We start from the raw sequence: 20,865 nt of genomic DNA, 5'->3' as shown, positions 1-20,865 counted from the left end.
CCATGAACGGCCCCATGGACAACCCCGAGGAAGCGCTGCGTCTCAGCGTCGACCGTGACCGCTGCGTCGGCGCCGGAATGTGCGCCCTGACGGCCCCCGAGGTCTTCGACCAGGACGACGAAGAAGGCCTGGTGGTGCTCCGCCACCCCGCGCCGGCCCCTGAGCACCGGGCCGCCGCCCGGATGGCCGTCGGCCTCTGCCCCGCCGGAGCCCTCGCCCTCAACTCCCCGGACTCCACGGACGCGTAGTGACCGTGGCACTCCCGGACCGAGAACCCCGCACCGCGCACCGGTGGGGGGCTCTCGCGTGTGCGGACTCACCTCCACGGCCTTCGTGTTGATCCTCCCGGGCATGGACGAACGCCGGCTCGCGGACGCCGCCCCGTTCTCCTCGCTCGCCGACGAGCCCCCGAAGGCAGCTCCGTCGTCGTCCTCCTCGCCATGGCTCGCCCTGCGCGGCTCCGCCACACCCCGCCTCAGCCCGCGAACCGCTCCGCCGCAGCATCACCCGCTACGGGCTCGGCGGCTCGCACCCACCGACGACGGCGCAGCGCGATACCGGCGCGGGCAGGACGATGGTCCACCGAGGGGTTTTACCGGACACCGGATGAGGGAAGCAGCGAAGGCACGTCAGGGTGGTCCGCGAGCAGCCGGGCCAGTGGACCTTGCGCTACGGAGCGGAGTGGCCACGGAGCATCAGGTGCACATCCAGGGGGCACGGCCGTCGGCACGGTCCGCCCGTCGAGAATCCGAGGAGAACACCACACGGAGCAAGGCAACGACAGTGCGTAACGATGCCGTCGGTGCGCTCGCGGTCCGATACTGGAACCACCGGGTCCCGGCACGTCCGAGGCGCCATCGAACGCACCTGACAATCCATCAGCAAAGTCGGCACGAGGTCAGCATCAGCCCCGCCGGCCCCCGACCGTCAGAGACCACCAGAGACCGCCAAGATCAAAAACGGGCCACACCCACTCCGAACTGGGAATACACAGGCCGGAGGCCCGGCTGCCGAGCTCCCCAGGAGGTACCCATGAAGATGCTGATCAACGTCGCCGAGAGCGTGGTCACCGATGCGCTGCGCGGGATGGCCGCGGCGCACCCCGAATTGGTGGTGGATGCCGAGAACCGGGTGATCGTGCGACGGGATGCGCCGGTGGAGGGGAAGGTGGCGCTGCTGTCCGGGGGCGGCAGCGGGCACGAGCCGCTGCACGGGGGCTTCGTCGGGCCCGGGATGCTGGATGCCGCATGTCCGGGCGAGGTCTTCACCTCGCCGGTGCCCGATCAGATGGTGCGTGCCGCCGCGGCCGTCGACAGTGGCCACGGCGTGTTGTTCCTCGTGAAGAACTACACGGGGGACGTGCTCAACTTCCAGATGGCGGCGGAGCTGGCGGAGGACGAAGGCGTGCAGGTGGCCAGCGTGCTCGTCAATGACGATGTCGCGGTGACCGACTCGACGTTCACGGCGGGGCGGCGCGGCACCGGGGCCACGCTCTTCGTGGAGAAGATCGCCGGTGCCGCGGCTGAGGAGGGCATGCCGCTGGAGCGGGTGGAGGCGCTGGCCCGGCAGGTCGTGGAGTCGTCGCGCAGCTTCGGTGTGGCGCTGAGTGCCTGTACGACCCCGGCAAAGGGCAGCCCGACGTTCGATCTCCCGGCCGGGGAGCTGGAGTTGGGGGTCGGGATTCACGGCGAGCCGGGGCGGGAGCGTCGCGCGATGATGACCTCGCGCGAGATCGCGGACTTCACGGTGAACGCGATCCTGGAGGACCTGGATCCGAGGCTGCCGGTACTGGTGCTGGTCAACGGCATGGGCGCGACCCCGCTGCTGGAGCTGTACGGATTCAACGCGGAGGTCCGCCGGGTGCTCGACGAGCGGGGCGTGGCGGTGGCCCGCACGCTCGTCGGGAACTATGTGACGTCGCTGGACATGGCGGGCTGCTCGGTGACGCTGTGCCAGGTCGACGGGGAGCTGCTGCGACTGTGGGACGCGCCGGTGGAGACAGCCGGCCTCCGCTGGGGGCGGTGACAACAGCTTCCGTATCCCTGGCCGGACCCGTAGCGGCTCCCCGTAGCCGCACCCGTCCCGCTTTCCTGCTCAGTGCCCGAACAACCAAGGAGAGTATGCCGTGTCCGAAACGGTGCTGGATGCCACGTTCTTCGTACGCTGGATGACGGCGGCCGCCGCCGTCATCGACCGGGAGGCCGACCGGCTCACCGAGCTGGACTCGCCCATCGGTGACGCCGACCACGGAAGGAACATGCAGCGCGGCTTCACGGCCGTGGTCAAGATGGTGGAGGCCGAGCCGCCCGCCACGCCCGGTGCGGTGCTGACCGCCGCCGGACGGCAGTTGATCTCCAGTGTGGGCGGGGCGTCCGGACCGCTGTACGGGACGATGCTGCGGCGCGCCGGCAAGGCGCTGGGCGAGGCGCCGCAGGTGTCGGCGCAGGAGCTGCGGTCGGGGCTGGCTGCCGGGGTGGACGCGGTGGGACAGCTCGGCGGCTCGGCGCCGGGTGACAAGACGATGCTCGATGCGCTGGTGCCGGGGGTCGAGGCGCTGGCGACCTCCTTCGACGCGGCGGCCGAGGCGGCCGAGCAGGGCGCGGTGGCGACCGTACCGATGCAGGCCAGGAAGGGCCGGGCGAGTTATCTCGGGGAGCGCAGCATCGGGCATCAGGACCCGGGGGCGACCTCGTCGGCGCTGCTGTTCGCGGCGCTCGCGGAGGTGGCGAAGTGAGCGCGCGGACGACGGACGGTGCGGCCGGCGGCGAGGGTGCGCCGGTCGGAGTGGTGCTGGTGTCGCACAGCGGGCCGGTCGCGGAATCCGTGGCGGCGCTGGCGATCGGGCTGGCTGGAAGCGGCGACACGGTGCCGGTGGCGGCCGCGGGCGGTACGCCGGACGGCGGACTGGGGACGAGTGCGGAGCTGATCACCAAGGCGGCACGGACGGTGGACCGTGGGGCGGGCGTGGCGGTCCTGGTCGACCTGGGCAGCGCCGTACTGACCGTCAAGGCCCTGATCGCCGAGGGCGATGAACTCCCCGAGGGCGCACGGCTGGTGGACGCCCCCTTCCTGGAGGGCGCGGTGGCCGCTGTGGTCACCGCGGCGACCGGGGCGGACCTGGACGCGGTCGCGGCGGCGGCCGGGGAGGCGCACGGCTACCGCAAGGAGTGAGGGACGGCGTGCGCGAGGCCGCCGGCTCCCGCCCCGCTCAGGGCTTGCGGGCGACGCCCGCGTAGCAGGCGGCCTCCGCGTCGGTGACATGGGTGGCGTCCTCGGGACGGTCGGGGCGCCACTGGTGGGAGAGGGTGACGCCCGGCTCCAGCAGCTCCCAGCCGTCGAAGAAGCGCAGGAATTCGGGGTGCGAGCGGAACTGGAGCCGGGTGCCCGCGTCGCCGTAGATCTTGATGATCTTGTTCATCGCCTCGGGGCTGAAATCCGGTGTCGCATGGCTCATCGCGAGGGTGCTGCCGCTGGGGAGCGCGGCCTTGAGGGTCTCGACGATGGTGTGGGCGCGGTCCTGGCCGTCGTCGGGGACGAAGTGCATCAGCGCGTTCAGGCTGAGCGCGACCGGGCGGTTCAGGTCGAGGGTGTCGAGGAGCTGGGGTGCCTTGAGGATGCCGGCCGGATCGGTGACATCGGCCTGGACGTAGGCGGTGCGTCCCTCGGGGGTGCTGAGCAGGAGGGCCGCGGCGTGCGCGAGGACGATCGGGTCGTTGTCGGTGTAGACGACCCGGGCGTCGCCGGCGATGCCCTGGGCGATGTCGTGGAGGTTGGGCGGGGTGGGGATGCCCGTGCCGATGTCGAGGAACTGCCGCATGCCGGACGCGGCGAGGACGCGGGTGGCGCGGTGCATGAACTCGCGGTTGATGCGGGCGGCGACCAGCGCGGCGGGGAAGGCGCCCAGCACGGCTCCGGCGGCCATCCGGTCGGCCAGGAAGTTGGTCTTGCCGCCCAGGAAGTAGTCGTAGATACGGGACGAGTGGGCCCGGTCCAGCTGGAGGTCCACCACGGACTCGTGCTCGCTCATCGTCTGCTGCCTCCCCAGTACGGCGCTCCGCCCCGGCGTGCGGTGCCGGCCCCTCACGAGCCGCGCACTCCAGGAGGCGCGTCAACCGCCGCCGTGCGCCCGGCTGTTGGAGCCCTGCCCCGTTCACCCCGGATCATGCCGGAGCACGCCGGGCGGGGTTCCTGACGGTCGGGCCTGCCGCGGCTAGGGGCGGTCACATGCCACCGTCACGCGTAGTCATATGAATACGCAGCGGCAGATTTTTGCCCTCCCGATGCCACAAACGGGCTCACTTTCCGGTTCATTGGAGGGTGAGGGCAAAGCGTCCTCCCGCTGCCATCGGCGCTTCGGCGCCCGGCTCGGTGCACGGCAAACGGAACGAGGGCGGCTCGTGAGCGCAGACCGGGACCGATTGCTACCGGCGTGCGCCCCCGCGCATGTCCGTACCACGGAGTTAGCGCCACTCCCCCGCAGTTCGCTCCCGGTCGTCGCGCCCGCACCGCTCGACCGCCAGCTGTCGATCACCTTCGAGGCGTTCCTGGCGACGCATGCACGGAAGTGGCTGACGTACGCCTATCTGCACACCGGCAGCGAGAGCGCGGCCCGTGAGGTGACCCGGACGGCATACGAACAGCTCGGCCGGCTGTGGCCGCATGCGCTGCGGCAGGCGTCGGTGGAGGCGTACGCCTGGTCGGTCCTCAAGGAACGCGTGGTGGAGTGGCTGTACGACCACCAGCAGCCCACCGCGCTCACCGAGACCGCCGCCTTCGCCGTGGTCACCCATGCTCTGCTGCGCGAGTGCCAGCAGCAGTTCGCCATGCTGGAGAGCCAGCTGGGGCTGTATGCGGCGATCGCCCGGCTGCCCGAGCGGCAGTGCGACGTGATCGTGCTGCGGCATGTCATCGGGTACAGCGACGCGCAGATCGGCTCGTTGCTCGGCGTCGACGAAGTCACCGTCCGCTCCTATGCGAGCCGCGGCAAGCGCAAGCTCGCCGCGGCGCTCGGTATCGATCAGGGAAATCACAGGGGGAACTGACCATGTCGCACATCTGCCCCGCGGGCCGCCGGGAGACCGTCGAGACACTGCTCAGCGCCGCCGCGACGGTGTCCGGTATCGACGATCTGGCCGGCTTCCGCGACCTCGACGACGCGGGGGTGCTCGGCCCTCTCGGCGCCGCCGTCCGGGCCGGGGCAGCGGCGGCGGACGGTCCGCCGACGGCACCGCGGGCGGACCGCCCCGGCCATGGCGCGCCCACCACCTACCCCAGCGCCCGCGACGAGGCCACCCACGAGCTCCAGCTGGCCTGTGCGCTGGTCGTCAACGCGGCGGCGGCCGCGGCGAGCCTGGAGCGGCTGGTCGACGACCATCACATCGACCCCGAGGGCGCGCTGGTCTTCGCCTGTCTGCTGCACATCACCGGACGCGACGACGCGGCGCACTTCTGGTGGCACTTCGGCGCCGGCGCCGGCAGCCGGACCGCCGCCTACTGCCTGTACCTCTCCCACCGCCGCAACGGCGAGTACCGTGACGCCGCCTACTGGCGGGAGCAGGCCGCGCATGCCCCCGACGAGGAGCGCCGGTCCACGGCCGCGTTCGACGAGAAGCAGCTGCTGCCGGACGCCGCCCGCCACAACCTTCTCGTCCAGTGGCACAGCGGGCTCGCCCCGACCCTGCCGAGCACGCTGGAGAACGTGATCAACCGGCTCGTCGTGGACAGCGACGACGAGGATTTCGGCGAGATCCCGCGTCCCTCGCCCACGCTCGTACGGGACCTCGGCCGGGCGGAGTGACGACGGGGGCCGGCACCTCGCACGGTCGCCCGTCTGCGGGCCTCAGGAGTCGTCCCAGGAGTCGTCCGTTCCCCTGGACGGGTCCTCCGCCACCGGCGGCCACTCCGGGCGGGTGGCGTCGGGAACCGTGGCCAGCGCATGGCCGACGGTGGGGTAGCACGAGAAGACGTTGAGGGACTGCGTGCCGACCAGCAGCCGCAGCATCCGTACGCCGAGCGAGGCCAGCATCAGCCTGCCCTCCAGGCGCCGGCACAGCCATTCCAGGGCGAGCAGGCAGCTCAGCCCCCGCGAGTCGCAGAAGCGCAGCGCGGTCAGATCGAGCACCAGGAAGCGGTGGCCGGCCGACACCACCGACCGTGCCTCGGCGAGAAATGCCTGCTCCGTACGGAGGTCCAGGTCTCCGCTGACGCGCAGCACCGCGCACTCCTCCGCCTCCACGATCGCAGTGACCGCCAACGACCGCATCTCCGAGCTCATGCCGTCCAGACTAAGCGCCGCCGTTCGCCACACCACCGCTGCGGCCCGCCGGCGCACAACGGGCCGCCCCGGAAGCCCCGCCCCGTCACCCCCGTACGGGCCCGCCGCCAGGGCGATACGGGCACCCGTTCGTGCATGTGGCCAAGGTGACAGGGCTCCGGAGCGGGCAAAAACGGTCAGGTTTTCCTCCGTCGCGGGCAGCCTTCCGCGCCGCCACGCTTGCTATAAACCTGATGCGGGCGGAAACGGGCAGTCCCGTGACCGAACGGAAACCGGAATCAGCCAGAATTCGAGCAGGAGTGATCCCATGAGGGCCGAGGAACGCCAGCACCGCATCCTCGCGCTCGCCCGGCAGTCCGGCCGGGTCGAGGTCGCCGATGCCGCGGCGGAGTTCGGGGTCGCCCGTGAAACCGTACGGCGCGATCTGAGCGAGCTGGAGCGCCGGGGGCTGATCCGGCGCACCCACGGCGCGGCGTATCCGGTCGAGAGCGCCGGGTTCGAGACCACGCTGGCCCGGCGGGAGACCCAGCAGGTGGACGAGAAGCGCCGGATCGCGGCGGCCGCCGCGACGCTGGTCGGCGAGGCCGAGACGGTGTTCGTCGACGAGGGCTACACCCCTGAGCTGGTCGCCACGCTGCTGCCGGCCGGCCGCCCGCTGACCGTGATCACCGCATCGCTGCGGACCGCCTCGCTGGTCGCGGCCTGCGAGTCGACCACGGTGCTGCTGGCCGGCGGGCGGGTCCGCTCCGGGACCCAGGCGACGGTGGGGTCCTGGGCCCGGGACATGCTCGCCCGGTTCGTGATCGACCTGGCGTTCCTGGGGGCGAACGGCATCTCCCGGGAGCACGGTCTGACCACCCCGGACCCGGCGGTCGCCGAGGTGAAGGAGCAGGCCGTGCGCTCCTCGCGGCGGCGAGTGCTGGTCGGGGTGCACAGCAAGTTCGGCGCCAGCAGCTTCTGCCGGTTCGCCGAGGTGAGTGACTTCGACACGATCGTCACCGACGCGGGGCTGTCCGCGCCGGAGGCACATCGCTATTCGCTCCTGGGGCCGCAGGTGCTCAGGGTCTGACCGGGACGGGGCCGCCCGGACGACCGGCCCGCACCGTGGCACCACATCCCCCACAGCACACCGCCGAAGACCGTACCGCCGGCCGTCGGACGGCTCCCCGGCGTACCCGCAGGACGGCGTCGTACACCCCGGAACCGCCCCTTGTGCGGCATTTCGCCCGACATCCCACATGCCCCTCCCCATCCCCCGTCCCCCGAAAGGTACGAGCCGTGAGAGCACGATCCCCCGGACCAGGCCGCGGCGGCCGCCCCATAGGGCTGACCGCCCTCGCCGTGGCCCTGGCACTGTCCACCGCAGGCTGCTACCGCGGGGCCGGCGACGCGGGCAACGACAGCCGTCACACCATCAATGTCCTGATGGTCAACAATCCGCAGATGGTGGATCTGCAACGGCTCACCGCCGAGCACTTCACCAAGGAGACCGGCATCAAGGTCAACTTCACCGTGCTGCCGGAGGACGATCTGCGCGACAAGATGAGCCAGGACTTCTCCAGCCAGGCCGGGCAGTACGACGTGGCCAGCGTCAGCAACTACGAGACGCCCATCTACGCCCGCAACGGCTGGCTCTCCCCGCTCGGTGAACGGGCCGCCAAGGACGCCGCGTTCGACCAGGACGACATCCTGAAGCCGGTCCGCTCCTCCCTCACCGCTGCCGACGGCAAGGTCTACGCGGAGCCCTTCTACGGCGAATCGTCCTTCCTGATGTACCGCAAGGACCTCCTCAAGGCCGCCGGGCTGACCATGCCCGCACGGCCCACCTGGCACCAGGTCGCCGCCCTCGCCGCCAAGCTGGACGGCTCCCGCAAGGGCCAAAAGGGCATCTGTCTGCGCGGCCAGCCCGGCTGGGGCCAGCTGGCGGCCCCGCTGACCACCGTCGTCAACACCTTCGGCGGCACCTGGTTCGCCAAGGACTGGCAGCAGAAGGTCGACAGCCCCGAATTCACCAAGGCCACCCGGTTCTACGTCGATCTGGTGCGGGCGCACGGCCAGGCGGGCGCCCCGCAGGCCGGCTACACCGAGTGCCTCAACGACATGCAGCAGGGCAAGGTCGCCATGTGGTACGACGCGACGGCCGGCGCCGGTTCGCTGGAGAGCGGCGAATCCAAGGTCGCGGGCAAGGTCGGCTATGCGCCGGCGCCGGTGGAGCGGACCCGTGACGCGGGCTGGCTGTTCACCTGGGCCTGGGGCGTGCAGAAGGCCAGTACGCACCAGGACGCGGCCTGGCGGTTCGTCCGCTGGGCCTCGGGCAAGGGCTACGAGCGGCTGGTGGGCCGCGAACTGGGCTGGTCGAGGGTGCCCGGCGGCAAGCGAGCCTCCCTCTACCGCGACCCTGACTACGTCAAGGAGGCCGGGGCGTTCGCCGGCCCGACCGAGCGGGCGATCCGCTCCGCCCGGCCCGGCGACCCCGGCGTACAGCAACGACCGGCCCCCGGCATCCAGTTCGTCGGCATCCCGGAGTTCGCCGACCTGGGCACCAAGGTCTCGAACGAGATCAGCGCGGCCATCGCCGGCAAACAGAGCGTGCCCGAGGCCCTCAAGAAGAGCCGGCGACTGGCACAGGAGGTGTCCGATGCCTACACGGACCACTGAACCGGCCCCCGGCGCCACCACGGCCGCCGTGCACCCCACCGGCGGCCCGGCCGCCCGCGCCCGCCGCACCGGGCGGGCGAAGGACTGGGCCCGCCGCGCACCGCTGCTCCCCGCGCTGGTCTTCCTCATCGTCGTCACCCAACTCCCGTTCCTGGCCACCGTGGTGATCTCCTTCACCCGCTGGAACGCGCTGGCCCCCGACAACCGCGGCTTCGCCGCCCTCGACAACTACCGCGCCGTGTTCACCGACCCGGCGATGCGTGCCTCGGTGGGCACGACGGTGCTGCTGACCGTGACCGTGGTCCTGGTCAGCCTGCTGCTCGGGCTCGGTCTGGCACTGCTGCTCGACCGCGGCTTCCGCGGACGCGGCATCGTCCGCACCTTGCTCATCACGCCGTTTCTGATCGTGCCGGTCGCCTCCGCGCTGCTGTGGAAGCACGCGCTGTACAACGCCTCGTACGGGCTGATCAACGGCTCGCTGACCTGGATATGGCGGCTGTTCGGCAGCGACAGCCCGCCGCAGCCGGACTGGATGACCGACTCGCCGCTGGCCGCGGTGGAGATGTCGCTGATCTGGCAGTGGACGCCGTTCATGATGCTGATCCTGCTGGCCGGGCTCCAGAGCCGGGCCTCGGACGCCGTCGAGGCGGCCCGGATGGACGGCGCCTCCGCCTTCGACATCTTCCGCTATCTCACCCTGCCGCACCTGCGCCGCTACCTCGAACTGGCCGCACTGCTGGGCACGGTGTACGTCGTGCAGAACTTCGACGCGGTGTTCACCATCACGTCCGGCGGTCTCGGCACGGCCAACCTTCCGTACACGATCTACCAGACCGTCTACCAGTCCCATGACTACGGACGGGCATCCGCGCAGGGCGTGGTCGTGGTGCTGTGCTCGCTGCTGGTGGCGACCTTTGCGCTGCGCACCGTCTCGTCCCTGCTGCGCGAGGAGATAACGGCATGACCACTACGTCCTTGCTCCCGCGCCGCGCCGGGGCCCCCGCCACCGGTCGCCGGCGGCGCACCGGCAGCCTGCTGGGCCTGGTGGCCTGGCTGTGCGGCATCGCCTTCTTCCTGCCCGTCGCCTGGATGGTGCTGACGTCCTTCCACAGCGAGACGGACGCGGCGACCAACCCGCCGAGCGTCGGTGCCGGGATCAGCCTGCACGGCTACCGCGAGTTCTTCGGGGCGGCGGGCGGCGGTGTCAGCCCCTGGCCCCCGCTGATCAACTCGCTGACCGCCTCCGTCGTCTCCACCCTGCTGGTGCTGCTGCTGGCGGTGCCCGCCGCCTACGCCCTGTCCATCAAGCCGGTACGCAAATGGAGCGACGTCCTCTTCTTCTTCCTCTCCACGAAGATGCTGCCGCTGGTGGCCGGGCTGCTGCCGGTCTATCTCGTCGCGCAGAACACCGGGATGCTCGACAGCATCTGGCTGCTGGTCATCCTCTACACCTCGATGAACCTGCCGATCGCGGTGTGGATGATGCGCTCGTTCCTCGCCGAGGTCCCCGTCGAGATGCTGGAGGCCGCCTCGATCGACGGCGCGGGGCTGGCCACCACCCTGACCCGGATCGTCGCCCCGGTCGCGATGCCGGGGATCGCGGCAACGGCCCTGATCTCCTTCATCTTCAGCTGGAACGAGCTGTTGTTCGCCCGGGTCCTGACCGGTGTCGTGGCTGGTACCTCGCCGGTGTTCCTGACCGGACTCGTGACCAGCCAGGGCCTGTTCCTGGCCAAGGTGTGCGCCGCCGCCACCGTCATCTCCCTCCCGGTGCTCATCGCCGGGTTCGCCGCCCAGGACAAACTGGTCCAGGGCCTGTCGCTTGGAGCCGTGAAATGAAAGCCGCAGTGATCAGCGCGCCCGGCAAGGTCGAGGTCGCCACCGTCGCGGACCCGACGCCCGGTCCCCGTGAGGTCGTGGTCTCCGTCGCCGCCTGCGGGCTGTGCGGTACCGATCTGCACATCCTCCAGGGCGAGTTCGCGCCCACGCTGCCCGTCGTGCCGGGCCATGAGTTCGCCGGTACGGTCGTGGCGACCGGCAGCGCGGTCACCGAACTCGCCGAGGGCGACCGGGTGGCCGTCGACCCGTCCCTCTACTGCCACGAGTGCCACTACTGCCGCATCGGACGCAACAACCTCTGTGAGCGGTGGGCCGCCATCGGGGTGACCACGGCGGGCGGCGCCGCGGAGTTCGCCGTCGCCCCGGTCGCGAACTGCGTCAAGCTGCCCGATCACGTCCGTACCGAGGACGCGGCCCTCATCGAGCCGCTCTCCTGCGCCGTACGCGGCTACGACATCCTGCGCTCGGCGCAGCTGGGCACCAGCGTCCTCATCTACGGCTCGGGCACGATGGGCCTGATGATGCTCGAACTCGCCAAGCGCACCGGCGCGGCCGGGGTCGATGTCGTCGACATCAACCCCGCGCGGCTGGCCACCGCCCGCACGCTGGGATGCAGCAACGCGGCCGGTTCCGCCGACGAGCTGGACCGCCCGCGCGGCTGGGACGTGGTCATCGACGCCACCGGCAACGAACACGCCATCCAGGACGCCCTGGGGCGGGTCGGCAAGGGCGGCACCTTCCTCCAGTTCGGCGTCGCCGACTACGCCGCCCGCGCCGTCATCGAGCCCTACCGCATCTACAACCAGGAGATCACCATCACCGGCTCGATGGCCGTGCTGCACAGCTACGAACGCGCCGCGGAGCTCTTCGCGGCCGGTGTCCTGGACCCGGAGGTCTTCATCAGCGACCGGCTCCCGCTGGACCAGTACGCCGAGGCGCTGTCCCGCTTCCAGGCGGGTGAAGGGCGGAAGATCCAGGTGCGGCCGTGACGGCCGGGCGGCCCGGGGCGGTCCGCCGCCGGGCCGCCGCCCGGTCGCTGCCGGGCCGCCGCCGCACCGCTCACTGCGGCTGGCGTACGGGGGCGAGTTCGCCGTGCAGCAGCGCCGTGCCGAGCGGAGTGAGGGCGTGGATGACCGAACCGCCGTCGCGCCGGCTGCGGGCCAGGTTGGCCTCCCGCAGTGCGCTCACATGCTCGCTGGCCGAGGGCGCGGAGACCCGTAAGCGGCGGGCCAGTTCACCGGTGGTGGCCGGGGCGTCGAGCGCGGCGAGGATACGGGCTCTGGTGCGGCCGAGCAGGGCGGACAGCGCCTGCGGGTGGCAGCTGCGGGTGGTGGCCGGCACCCAGTCCGTGGCGTGTTCGACGGGATAGACCAGGACCGGCGGCAGGCCGGGGTCGGCGAGGGCGATGGGTCTGCGCCAGCAGAAGTGGGAGGGGATCAGGCGCAGCCCGCGTCCGCCCAGGCGCAGATCGCGGTCCCGTGGGTAGTCGACGTGCAGGACCGGCGGCTCCCAACGGAGTGCGGGGCGGAAGGTGTTGAGCATGCCGTCGACGCCGGCGCGGCAGAGCATGCGGGTACGGCCGCCCCGGTCGCAGTCGACCGTGGCGGCCGCGCCCGTCCATTCGGGGGCTATCACCGCGCGGTGCACCTCCTGGATCGCGGCGGCCAGCTCGTCGAGCGGCTGCCGGCTTCCCGTGGCCAGCGCGCCGGTCCAGCGCGGGAGCCGGGCCGCCAGCCCTGCCCGGGCGGATTCCGCGGTCAGCCGCACCCGGGGGGTGTCCCGCAGCGCCTCCAGCCCGGCGGCCAGCCCGTCGCGGGCCGCATCGGGGGTGAGGAAGTCCGGGAAGTAGCGGGCGTCTGCCGGTGCCAGCGTCCCGATCAGCCCCGCTGCGCGGTTCAGTCCCCGCTCGCCCAGTTCGCGGCGCGCCCGCGCGCGCCAGGCGCCGTACACCGGCACGCCGCGCCCCGGCGGCACCACATGGTGCATGGCCAGCACCGTTTCCCAGAGGGGATCGGGCTCGGCGGCGATCTGTACGCGCGCGAGATCCCGGTCATCGAAGTGAATACGCAACATGCGGCCCCCGCGGCATGCTCATGACCCTGTCGCCAGGGCCCCCCGTTCGAGGCTGTTGTCCGGCCCCGCCGCAAGACTGCCCGCCCTCAACGGGGGTGTCCAGGGCGGCTTGTGGCCTTTGGTGTGTGCGGGTGGTGAAGGCGGGGAGTGCGGGGCGTCCGTGTTCAGGCCCCGCTCGCGAGCCGGTCCGCCAGCCGCTCCAGGAACACCCGCTGGCCCACCACCAGCCGCTGGTGCGCCTCGTGCGGGGGGAACCAGGCCACCCGGTCGATCTCGGGGAAGGTGCCGGTCACCCCGGATCCGCGCGGCCATTCCATCTCGAAGGTGCCGGGCACGATCCGCTCCGGATCGAGATCGCTCTCGACCGCCCACACCGTCACCACCTTGCCGCTCGCCTGGCGTGCCTCCCCCAGGGGCACACAGGGCCCGTCGGGAGGCGGGATCCCCAGCTCCTCCTCGAACTCCCGCCGGGCCGCGTCCCACGCTTCCTCCGGCGGTACGTACTCGCCCTTGGGCACGGACCATCCGCCCGCGTCCCGCCGCTCCCACAACGGCCCGCCCATGTGCCCCAGCAGCACCTCGATGCCGGCCGCCGCACCCCGGTACAGCAGCAGCCCGGCACTGCGCTTTCCCGCCATGGCCGCTACCCTTCCCCGCCGTCGTGCGCGCCGAGCACCGTCTCCACGGTGTCCGCCTCGGCGGCCGTCTTGTCCTCCCGGTAGCGCACCACCCGCGCGAAGCGCAGGGTGACACCCGCCGGGTAGCGCGAGGACGTCTGGAGCCCGTCGTAGGCGATCTCGACGACGAGTTCCGGACGCACCGTCACGACATGGCCGTTGTCCGCCACCGCGAGTTCCCGCAGCCGTTCGGTCTGCCAGCCGAGGGTGGCGTCGGTGAGGCCCTTGAACGTCTTGCCCAGCATGACGAATCCGCCGTCCGCGCCGCGCGCCCCGAGGTGGAGGTTGGACAGCTTTCCGGTGCGTCGGCCGTGGCCCCACTCCGCCGCGAGCACCACCAGGTCCAGGGTGTGCACGGGCTTCACCTTCAGCCAGGCGGCGCCCCGGCGGCCCGCGCTGTAGGGGGCGTCCAACGCCTTGACCACGACGCCCTCATGGCCCCGGCGCAGGGTCGCGGACCAGAAGTCCTCGGCGGCCGCGCGGGCCGCGGCGTCGGACGGGTCCCCGACCACCTGGCGGCGCACCCGCAGACGCTCGGGGACCAGCCGCGCCAGCTCCGTATGCCGCTGCTCGCCCGGCAGTTCCAGCAGATCACGGCCGTCGACCGACAGGAGGTCGAAGAAGACCGGGGACAACGGCAGCGCGGCCTGCGCCGCGGAGACGTCCACCCGCGAGCCGAAGCGTCCCGCGACCCGCTGGAAGGGCACCGGCCGGCCCTCGCCGTCCAGGGCGATCACCTCGCCGTCCAGGATGAAGCGGGCGGCCGGCAGCTCCCGGGCGACGGCGGCCACCTCGGGGAGCCGGTCGGTGACCTCGTCCAGGGTGCGGGTGTGGATCCGTACGTCCGGCCCGTCCCGGTGGACCTGTACGCGGATGCCGTCGAGCTTCTCCTCCACCGCGCAGGCACCGAGCTTGTCGACCGCCTCGGCCACCGATTTGGCGCTGTGCGCCAGCATCGGCCCGACCGGGCGGCCGACGGTGAGCCGGAACGCCGCGAGCGCCGACGGCCCCTCGGCGAGCAGCGCCCGTGCGACCTCCTGGAGTCCGCCCGCCAGCATCACGGCCCGGCGTACGTCGGCCGCGGGCACCTCGGTCGCGGCGGCGAGCCCTTCGACCGCGATGGCGTCCAGGGCGCCCTGCCGCACCTCGCCGGTGAGCAGGCCGGTCAGGAAGCGCTGTTCCTCCCGCGTCGCCGCGGCCAGCAGTTCCCTGACCCGCCGGCGCCGCTCCCCCTGCGCCCCGGCCCCTGCGACCTGCGCCAGGCCGGTCAGCGCCGTATCCACGTCACGCACGGTCAGTGCGGCGCGGTCCGCCGCCGCCACCGGCTCGCGCAGCACGCTCCAGCCCACCCCGATCCGCCCCTGGGGCAGCCGGCCGGCCAGATACGGGATGACGACCGGGACGTCCTCCGGCGCGGCGGCGCGGAACAGCCCGGCCAGCAGCGCGATCTTCCGCGAGCGCGCCGACGTCGCGGCGACCTCCCCCGACACCCGTGCGAGATCCGCCAGCAGCATAGGGCCATGGTGCCCCCGCGGCGCCGTCCCCGCTCCCCGGCCGCGAAATGGGCGGGCCGGTGCGGCACCGCGGCCTTCCGCAGGCGGACCGCCGGGCCCGCGTCAGGGCGCGAGATACGAGTGGAAGACGTTCTCCGGGTCCCACTGCGCCTTGATTTCCTGGAGACGGTCCCAGGCGGCGGGGGTGTACGAGCGCCGGGCCCGTGCGGCGTCGGCTTCCAGATCCGTTTCGGCGATGAAGTGGAAACCGTCGCCCTGCGGATCCGCGGCCGCCATGACCTCGCGCAGCCAGCGCGCATGCGTCTCGTCGTCGGCCGGGTCGTCCCAGACCGCGTAGCAGACGAAGTAGGACTCGCCGAGCGGGGAGAAGGCCATGTTCCGCAGCAGGGCCGGGTGCCCGGAGACCGGCTGCACGGGCGCGAGCACCAGGGACTTCCCGGAGGGGGCGCGGGCCAGCAGGTCGGCGATACGGGTCAGCTGGGTGGCATAGCTCTCCTGGGACCACAGGGTGTCCGCCGCATACCGGTGCGCCGGTGGCCAGGCCGCCGCCGCGCCCTCGTGCAGAGCGACGAAGGACTGCGGCGCGGGCGGATGCCGGGCGACGGCGAGTTCACCGAAGGGGCAGTCGGCGAACGGTTCCAGCGCTCGCAGGGCTTCGCTCCGTGTCGCGGCGAACGCGGTGGCGGAGACCGTGATCCGGGGCCCGGCCGGAGCGCTGTCCGCCGGCGGACCGGAGGGCACGAGGACGAACGCGGTTTCGACGTACGGCGGGAGCCCGCGTGCGACCCGCTCGGCCCACTCCGCCACCCGGGCGACCTCGGCCAGCGGGAAGGTGAGGGAGGTCGCCATGATCGCTGCGGGGTGGGGGTGCAGGGCGAGGCGGAAGCGGGTGACGACGGCGCAGAATCCCGGCCCGGCGCCCCGCACGGCCCAGAAGAGGTCGGGGTTCCGGGTTTCGCTACAGACGACCGTGCGCCCGTCGGCGGTGACGGCCCGGATCTCCTCGACGGACGCGCAGGACGCCCCCCATGCGCGGGAGTTCCAGCCGAGACCGCCGCCGAGCAGAAATCCGCCGACCGCCACGGTGGGGCAGTGACCGACGGGAAAGGCCAGATCCTGCGGGGTGAGGACCGCGACCAGCTCCTGACCGGTGGCGGCGGGCTCCACCATGGCCGTCGCCGGCGCGGTGCCGGTGGCGGGCGTGACGCGGCACTCCCGGAGCGCGGAGAGATCGAGCAGCAGGCCCCGGTCGCGGAGTGACGAGCCGGACCAGTTGTGCCCGCCGGAACACATCGAGACCTGGAGTCCCCTGGCGCGGGCATAGGTGACGGCCTGTGCCACCTCCGCTTCCGAGGCGGCGCGCACGATGGCCTCGGGGAAGCGCCCGGGCCGCCGCTCGTTCCACACCGCGGCGGAGCGGGCCTTCTCGTAGCCGGGGTCGCCCCGCCGGATCAGCCTGTCCTCGATATCTGCCGCCGGTGTCGGTCCCGGTGGGCGCATCGTGGCCTCCTCACCAGATCTGGTGGGTGATCAGGCCGAAGACGGCGATGGCCACCAGGTAGCAGAGCACCACCAGAGCGAGGCCCAGCACCTGCGCCCGGCGGTTTCCGGCAACCCGGGAGGGGACCAGCCAGAAGGCGAACACCTTGTTCACGATCGGCATCAGCAGCCAGGTCAGCGCGCTGACGCTCAGTACGTTGGAGAGGAACAGTCCGATGTACTCACGGATGGTGAGTTTCTCCAGCCCGACTCCGACGGTGAGGTTGAGCACCATCACCGTCGGATAGAGCGCCAGGACGACGGACATCGCCTGCTTCCAGTTGGGCGGGGCGTTGCCCCGCTTGTCGTGGTCGAACTGGAACCAGCCGCTGAACGCCGAACCGACCTTGCGCACGTCGTACGAGGTGAAGTACTTGCTTCCCTCGTTCAGCAGTTTGGCGCGCACATCGGAGTCGAGCCAGTCGTCGAGGTGCTCGCGGGAGTCGAACCGGAAGACGACCACCCAGTGCTCCTGGACGCCCTCCACCGGCTTGAACATTTCGGACCCCATGAAACCCGGCGCCTTCTCCTGCGCCTTGAGCGTCTTTTCCTGCCAGGCGAGAAACTGCTGCTCGGATCCCGGCTTGACCTCGTGGGAGATGACCGCCGTCACCACATCGGGTGCCGGCTGTGCCGGGCTGCCGCCATGGAGCACTTCCTGCGTCGGAAGGCCCTCGAAGAGTTCGCGTGCTTCATCGAGCAATGCCTGCCGCCGGTTCGAATCCAGCCAGACGGTCAGCTGCTCCATACCGGAAAACCGGAATACGGCCACCCATTCGTTTTCCTCGCCGGCGCCGGGGTACACCTCGGCGCCCACGAAACCCTCGAATTCACGGGCAGCCTGATTCGTCTTGTCCTGCCAGCGCTGATACTCGTCGGTCCGGCCTTCACGCACCTTCTGCGAGGTCACAACGGTGGCGTTGTCTGCCGCGGAACCACGGCTTGCACGGGCACTCACCTTGAGTAGCCTAGTACATAGGAGATTTACGCGGCAAATGGGGCATTTGCCTAACCGTTCCGCAGAGGAATCGATGCCGATCGGAGACTCGGTAATGGACCAGAAAGAACTTCTCGCAGAGGCTGTACGGCTGGCCACGGAATCCGTGGAGAACGGCTGGGGCGGCCCGTTCGGTGCGGTACTCGCACGCGACGGGAACATCCTCGCCCGCGGGCAGAACCGTGTACTGCTGACCGGCGACCCCACCGCGCACGCCGAGATCGAGACGATCCGGAAAGCCGTGCAGGTCCTCAACCCCGAGGCTCCGAGCATCGCCGTGGAGCGTCAGAACGAGAGCACGCTGGAGTATGTCCCGCGGCCCCCCGGGTCACCGGACCCGGTCCCGGAGCGGGCCCGTATGCTCCAGGGCACTTCGATCTACATCAGCGGCGCGCCCTGCCCCATGTGCATGAGCGCCATCTACTGGTCCCGGATCGACGCCGTCTACTACAGCTGCGACCTCGACGACACCGCGAAGATCGGCTTCGACGACACGTTCCAGTACGAGGACTTCAAGCGGCCGCTCGACGAGCGACGGATCAAGATCGAACAGATCTACCCCGAGATGGGCGCCCAGTCGTACGCGGCCTGGGCGAACCGGCCGGACAAGCACCCGTACTGACGAAGGGTCACCGGCCGACACCGCGGAGACGGAACAACGGCACGGCCCTTGACGGCCGCTCGGCGCCCGGCGCGCCGAGCGGTCGCCCTTGCGGCAGGGGACGGACCCAGGCGCGCGTAGCAGGTGTGCGCGCGGGTCGGGTCCGTCTCTCGTGCACGGCGCCGTCTCTCGTGCACGGCGCCGACCTGTCGTGCGCGGCCTCGCCGTCAGGGCGCGCAGCGGCCCGGCCGGCTCACTCGTACATCACATACTCCGGCTGCGGCCGCAGGGCCAGCACTTCCTTCGGCGTCATCAGGCGGCTGCCCTCGGCGTCCTCCTCGTAGAAGAGCTTGAAGCCGGTGTGGACGCCGTCGGGCAGATCGCTGACCAGCCGTCGCCAGGTCCCGCGCTTCAGGCCCGGTGAGCCGATGCCGTCGGCGCTCTTGATCAGCGCCACACCGGGCTGCGGCCGCAGGGCGGACTCGTCGCCCACGACGGACGGCGCCACCTGGTGGAAGACCAGCGGCTTCTGCGGCAGATCGTGCTCCTCCACCAGCCCGGACAGATAGCGGGCCACCTTCGTCAGTTCACGGCCGTCGGTGTGCCCATAGGTGTCGCCCGGCACCTGGCCGGAACTCATCTCCCACTCCGGGTCGAGCGCGATCCCCACGTCGGGGTGGACGAGCCACTCGCGCAGCGCCTTCACCTCGTCGAGCACCGAGGCGCGGCCCGGCTGGATGTTGAGCAGCAGCAGCCCCCGCTGGGTGCGCGCCAGATGGTGGAAGCGGCGGATGGTGGCCGAGGGTGTCCGTGAACGGTACGCACCGTCCGGGCCGGCCGTGGCGTTGGCGACCGCCGCCAGGAGTTCGAGCACGGGCAGCGGCTCGCGCCCCGCGGCGTACGAATGCGCCACCTTCTCCGCCTCGGCGGCCCGCTTTGTGGGGTCGCCGGTCCCGAGCCGGCCGAGCGCCGCCGCCCCGGGCAGACCGCAGAACCCCACCAGCCGGTACCGGGGGAACAACTCCCGCCCGCCACGCGGTAGTTCGGGTCGCCGTCGCTTCGTCGGGCGGGTCGAGGGGGGTGCTGCCGTGGAGCCGGACGGGCCCGGAGTGCCGGACCCGCCGGAGGGGGAGGACGACGAGCCGCCGGGCGGTGGCGCCTTGGGTGCGGAGTCCGCACGGGAGGGTGTCCCGCCGCACGCGGTGAGCAGTCCGAGCCCCGCCGCTGCCGTGGCCGCGAGCAGATGACGCCGGCTCGCACTCGGCGATGGAGAGGGCACAACGGGGCGGCGGCCGGCCGCCTCCGCCCTGCGTATCCCGGCCTCGTTTCGCCCTGACACCTCGTCCGCCACACTGCCTCCGTCCCCCGGCGTCCGGTCGATGACCGGGTGCCGGCTGTTCTTCGGACCGGTCCTGTCCGTGCAGTGCGCATCTCCAGACCACTCGCGGCAAAACCCACGACAGAAACGATCAAGCCACGAGAGAGCCGCCCCGCCCGCCCCCTCGGGCCGCCCTTCGCCTGCCTTTCGCCTGCCTTTCGGCTGCCCTTCGGCTGCCTTTCGCCGGCCTTTCGCCGGCCCGTCGTTTGCCCTCCACCGCGCCGCCGCCCGACGTCATGGCCGCCCGGCCCGAGCGCCGCGGGACCCGCCGGGAAGCCCCGCAGGACCGGCCGAACAGCGCCGTGGCGGGCCCTTCCGCGTAGCGTGAGGACGTGACCAGGCCCCCACGCCTCGAAGCCCTCGACGGCTCCCCCGAAGCCGCCCGCCGCCTCACCCCCGTCGACCGCCTCTGGTACGCCGCGTACGGCTCCAACATGCATCTCGACCGGCTGACCTGCTATCTGACCGGCGGCCGCCCGCACGGCGGGCTGCGCACCTACCCCGGCTGCCGGGACCCCCGCCGCCCCGTGCGGACGACACCGGTCATGCTGCCCGGTCTGCTGTACTTCGCCACCGAATCGCAGGTGTGGACCGGCGGCAGAGCCTTCTACGACCCCGGCCTCGCACCGGCCGACGACCGGCCCGGCCGACCGGGCGCGTACGAACTGCCCGCTCGCGCCTACCTTCTGACGCTCTCCCAGTTCTCCGACATCGCCGCTCAGGAGATGTACCGGGAGCCCGGCGGGGATCTCGATCTGACGGAGGCCCTCACCCACGGCAGGGCCCGGATCGGCCCCGGCCGCTACGAAACCCTGGTGTGTGCCGGGCTGCTGGACGGTTACCCGGTCCTGACCTTCACGGCCCCGTGGAGCAGCCAGGTCATCACCGTGAACCCGCCCTCCGCCGCCTATCTGCGGCACATCGCGGCCGGCATCGTCGCCTCCCACGGATGGAGCGCGCTCCGGGCCGCCACCTATCTCGCCGGCTGCCCGGGGGCCGAGGGGCACTGGACGGCGGCGGAGATCGCGGCGCTGCTCACCGACCCGCCCGACCCGCCGTGACCGGCGCGCTCCCGGATCGCGGCACCCGGCGCGCACCGGCCCGGCCCGTTCCGGCCCCCGACGGGCCCCGACGGACCCTGCACGAGTGGCGGCGTGCGTTCATCGGTCTACCTCCATGTGACGTCGGGACCGCCGAGTCGCCGACCGGAGAGGGTGGTTTGATCAGGGCCACTGAAGACGCCTGGAAGTGGCCACACATCGGACGCACGGTCACTCTCGACGGGCCCGCCCCACGGCACGGCAGACAGACGCGA

At 71.8% G+C, this 20,865-nt stretch carries 21 protein-coding genes; 13 read left to right on the top strand and 8 right to left on the bottom strand.

Going from position 1 to position 20,865, the window contains the following annotated elements; genetic code table 11:
- The first annotated feature begins 2 nt into the window (after positions 1-2).
- From M8I34_RS09680 to M8I34_RS09665, 4 genes are all read left to right on the top strand, one after another.
- Positions 3-248 (top strand): ferredoxin, encoded by a 246-nt coding sequence (locus tag M8I34_RS09680; RefSeq protein ID WP_250048903.1) that lies wholly within the window; start codon positions 3-5, stop codon positions 246-248.
- A 784-nt stretch (positions 249-1,032) separates the two neighbouring features.
- Positions 1,033-2,025 (top strand): dihydroxyacetone kinase subunit DhaK, encoded by a 993-nt coding sequence (gene dhaK, locus M8I34_RS09675; protein ID WP_250048902.1) that lies wholly within the window; start codon positions 1,033-1,035, stop codon positions 2,023-2,025.
- Positions 2,026-2,137: 112 nt separating this feature from the next.
- Positions 2,138-2,734, top strand: coding sequence for a dihydroxyacetone kinase subunit DhaL (gene dhaL / locus M8I34_RS09670; protein WP_250049119.1), 597 nt, complete (start codon positions 2,138-2,140; stop codon positions 2,732-2,734).
- A complete protein-coding gene (locus M8I34_RS09665) occupies positions 2,731-3,171 on the top strand; it encodes a PTS-dependent dihydroxyacetone kinase phosphotransferase subunit DhaM (protein ID WP_244416150.1) in 441 nt (146 codons plus the stop codon). The genes dhaL and M8I34_RS09665 overlap by 4 nt, the downstream gene beginning before the upstream one ends.
- Positions 3,172-3,208: 37 nt before the next feature.
- Here M8I34_RS09665 and M8I34_RS09660 read toward each other — a convergent pair whose 3' ends face one another.
- On the bottom strand, positions 3,209-4,027 hold the full coding sequence (locus M8I34_RS09660; protein WP_250048900.1) for an SAM-dependent methyltransferase: 819 nt from the start codon (positions 4,025-4,027) through the stop codon (positions 3,209-3,211).
- Between the two features lie 370 nt (positions 4,028-4,397).
- On the opposite strand from M8I34_RS09660, the gene M8I34_RS09655 reads away from it, so the two are divergent.
- Both M8I34_RS09655 and M8I34_RS09650 read left to right on the top strand, forming a co-directional pair.
- On the top strand, positions 4,398-5,042 hold the full coding sequence (locus M8I34_RS09655) for an RNA polymerase sigma factor (RefSeq protein ID WP_244416148.1): 645 nt from the start codon (positions 4,398-4,400) through the stop codon (positions 5,040-5,042).
- A gap of 2 nt (positions 5,043-5,044) precedes the next feature.
- Complete coding sequence (locus tag M8I34_RS09650) at positions 5,045-5,797, top strand: hypothetical protein (protein ID WP_250048898.1); 753 nt, start codon at positions 5,045-5,047, stop codon at positions 5,795-5,797.
- 42 nt (positions 5,798-5,839) lie between these two features.
- Here M8I34_RS09650 and M8I34_RS09645 read toward each other — a convergent pair whose 3' ends face one another.
- Positions 5,840-6,274, bottom strand: a complete 435-nt coding sequence (locus M8I34_RS09645; RefSeq protein ID WP_250048896.1) for an STAS domain-containing protein — start codon at positions 6,272-6,274, stop codon at positions 5,840-5,842.
- Positions 6,275-6,581: 307 nt separating this feature from the next.
- On the opposite strand from M8I34_RS09645, the gene M8I34_RS09640 reads away from it, so the two are divergent.
- The 5 genes from M8I34_RS09640 to M8I34_RS09620 all read left to right on the top strand — a co-directional run bounded on the left by M8I34_RS09640 (position 6,582) and on the right by M8I34_RS09620 (position 11,760).
- Positions 6,582-7,343, top strand: a complete 762-nt coding sequence (locus M8I34_RS09640; protein WP_250048894.1) for a DeoR/GlpR family DNA-binding transcription regulator — start codon at positions 6,582-6,584, stop codon at positions 7,341-7,343.
- A gap of 209 nt (positions 7,344-7,552) precedes the next feature.
- Positions 7,553-8,932, top strand: coding sequence for a sugar ABC transporter substrate-binding protein (locus tag M8I34_RS09635; RefSeq protein WP_250048892.1), 1,380 nt, complete (start codon positions 7,553-7,555; stop codon positions 8,930-8,932).
- Positions 8,913-9,896, top strand: coding sequence for a carbohydrate ABC transporter permease (locus tag M8I34_RS09630; protein WP_250048890.1), 984 nt, complete (start codon positions 8,913-8,915; stop codon positions 9,894-9,896). Before M8I34_RS09635 ends, M8I34_RS09630 begins: the two co-directional genes overlap by 20 nt.
- Positions 9,893-10,771 (top strand): carbohydrate ABC transporter permease, encoded by an 879-nt coding sequence (locus tag M8I34_RS09625; RefSeq protein ID WP_250048888.1) that lies wholly within the window; start codon positions 9,893-9,895, stop codon positions 10,769-10,771. Before M8I34_RS09630 ends, M8I34_RS09625 begins: the two co-directional genes overlap by 4 nt.
- Positions 10,768-11,760, top strand: a complete 993-nt coding sequence (locus tag M8I34_RS09620) for a zinc-dependent alcohol dehydrogenase family protein (protein WP_250048886.1) — start codon at positions 10,768-10,770, stop codon at positions 11,758-11,760. Before M8I34_RS09625 ends, M8I34_RS09620 begins: the two co-directional genes overlap by 4 nt.
- Positions 11,761-11,830: 70 nt before the next feature.
- Here M8I34_RS09620 and M8I34_RS09615 read toward each other — a convergent pair whose 3' ends face one another.
- From M8I34_RS09615 to M8I34_RS09595, 5 genes are all read right to left on the bottom strand, one after another.
- Positions 11,831-12,844 carry a winged helix-turn-helix domain-containing protein gene (locus M8I34_RS09615; RefSeq protein WP_250048884.1) on the bottom strand — a complete coding sequence of 338 codons (1,014 nt, stop codon included), beginning with the start codon at positions 12,842-12,844 and terminating at the stop codon, positions 11,831-11,833.
- A gap of 164 nt (positions 12,845-13,008) precedes the next feature.
- A complete protein-coding gene (locus M8I34_RS09610; protein WP_250048882.1) occupies positions 13,009-13,482 on the bottom strand; it encodes an NUDIX domain-containing protein in 474 nt (157 codons plus the stop codon).
- A gap of 5 nt (positions 13,483-13,487) precedes the next feature.
- The gene (locus M8I34_RS09605; RefSeq protein WP_250048879.1) at positions 13,488-15,035 is read right to left on the bottom strand and encodes an ATP-dependent DNA ligase; all 1,548 of its coding nucleotides are present in this window, start codon (positions 15,033-15,035) and stop codon (positions 13,488-13,490) included.
- Positions 15,036-15,137: 102 nt separating this feature from the next.
- On the bottom strand, positions 15,138-16,535 hold the full coding sequence (locus tag M8I34_RS09600) for an FAD-binding oxidoreductase (protein ID WP_250048877.1): 1,398 nt from the start codon (positions 16,533-16,535) through the stop codon (positions 15,138-15,140).
- 10 nt (positions 16,536-16,545) lie between these two features.
- Positions 16,546-17,532 (bottom strand): antibiotic biosynthesis monooxygenase, encoded by a 987-nt coding sequence (locus M8I34_RS09595; RefSeq protein WP_250048875.1) that lies wholly within the window; start codon positions 17,530-17,532, stop codon positions 16,546-16,548.
- A 94-nt stretch (positions 17,533-17,626) separates the two neighbouring features.
- Here M8I34_RS09595 and M8I34_RS09590 point away from each other — a divergent pair, with 94 nt between their 5' ends.
- Positions 17,627-18,193 carry a nucleoside deaminase gene (locus M8I34_RS09590; protein WP_250048873.1) on the top strand — a complete coding sequence of 189 codons (567 nt, stop codon included), beginning with the start codon at positions 17,627-17,629 and terminating at the stop codon, positions 18,191-18,193.
- Positions 18,194-18,425: 232 nt separating this feature from the next.
- On the opposite strand, the gene M8I34_RS09585 is transcribed toward M8I34_RS09590, so the two are convergent.
- Positions 18,426-19,193: a hypothetical protein gene (locus M8I34_RS09585; RefSeq protein ID WP_250048871.1), complete on the bottom strand. Its 768-nt coding sequence runs from the start codon at positions 19,191-19,193 to the stop codon at positions 18,426-18,428.
- Positions 19,194-19,882: 689 nt separating this feature from the next.
- Between M8I34_RS09585 and M8I34_RS09580 the strand changes: the two genes are divergently transcribed.
- The gene (locus M8I34_RS09580; protein WP_250048870.1) at positions 19,883-20,611 is read left to right on the top strand and encodes a histone deacetylase; all 729 of its coding nucleotides are present in this window, start codon (positions 19,883-19,885) and stop codon (positions 20,609-20,611) included.
- The last annotated feature ends 254 nt before the right edge of the window (positions 20,612-20,865 follow it).

The organism is Streptomyces sp. MCA2, assembly GCF_023544705.1.
Taxonomy (GTDB): domain Bacteria; phylum Actinomycetota; class Actinomycetes; order Streptomycetales; family Streptomycetaceae; genus Streptomyces; species Streptomyces decoyicus.
Note: the sequence above shows the minus strand (reverse complement) of the source record. Positions and strands in the feature narration are given on the sequence as shown.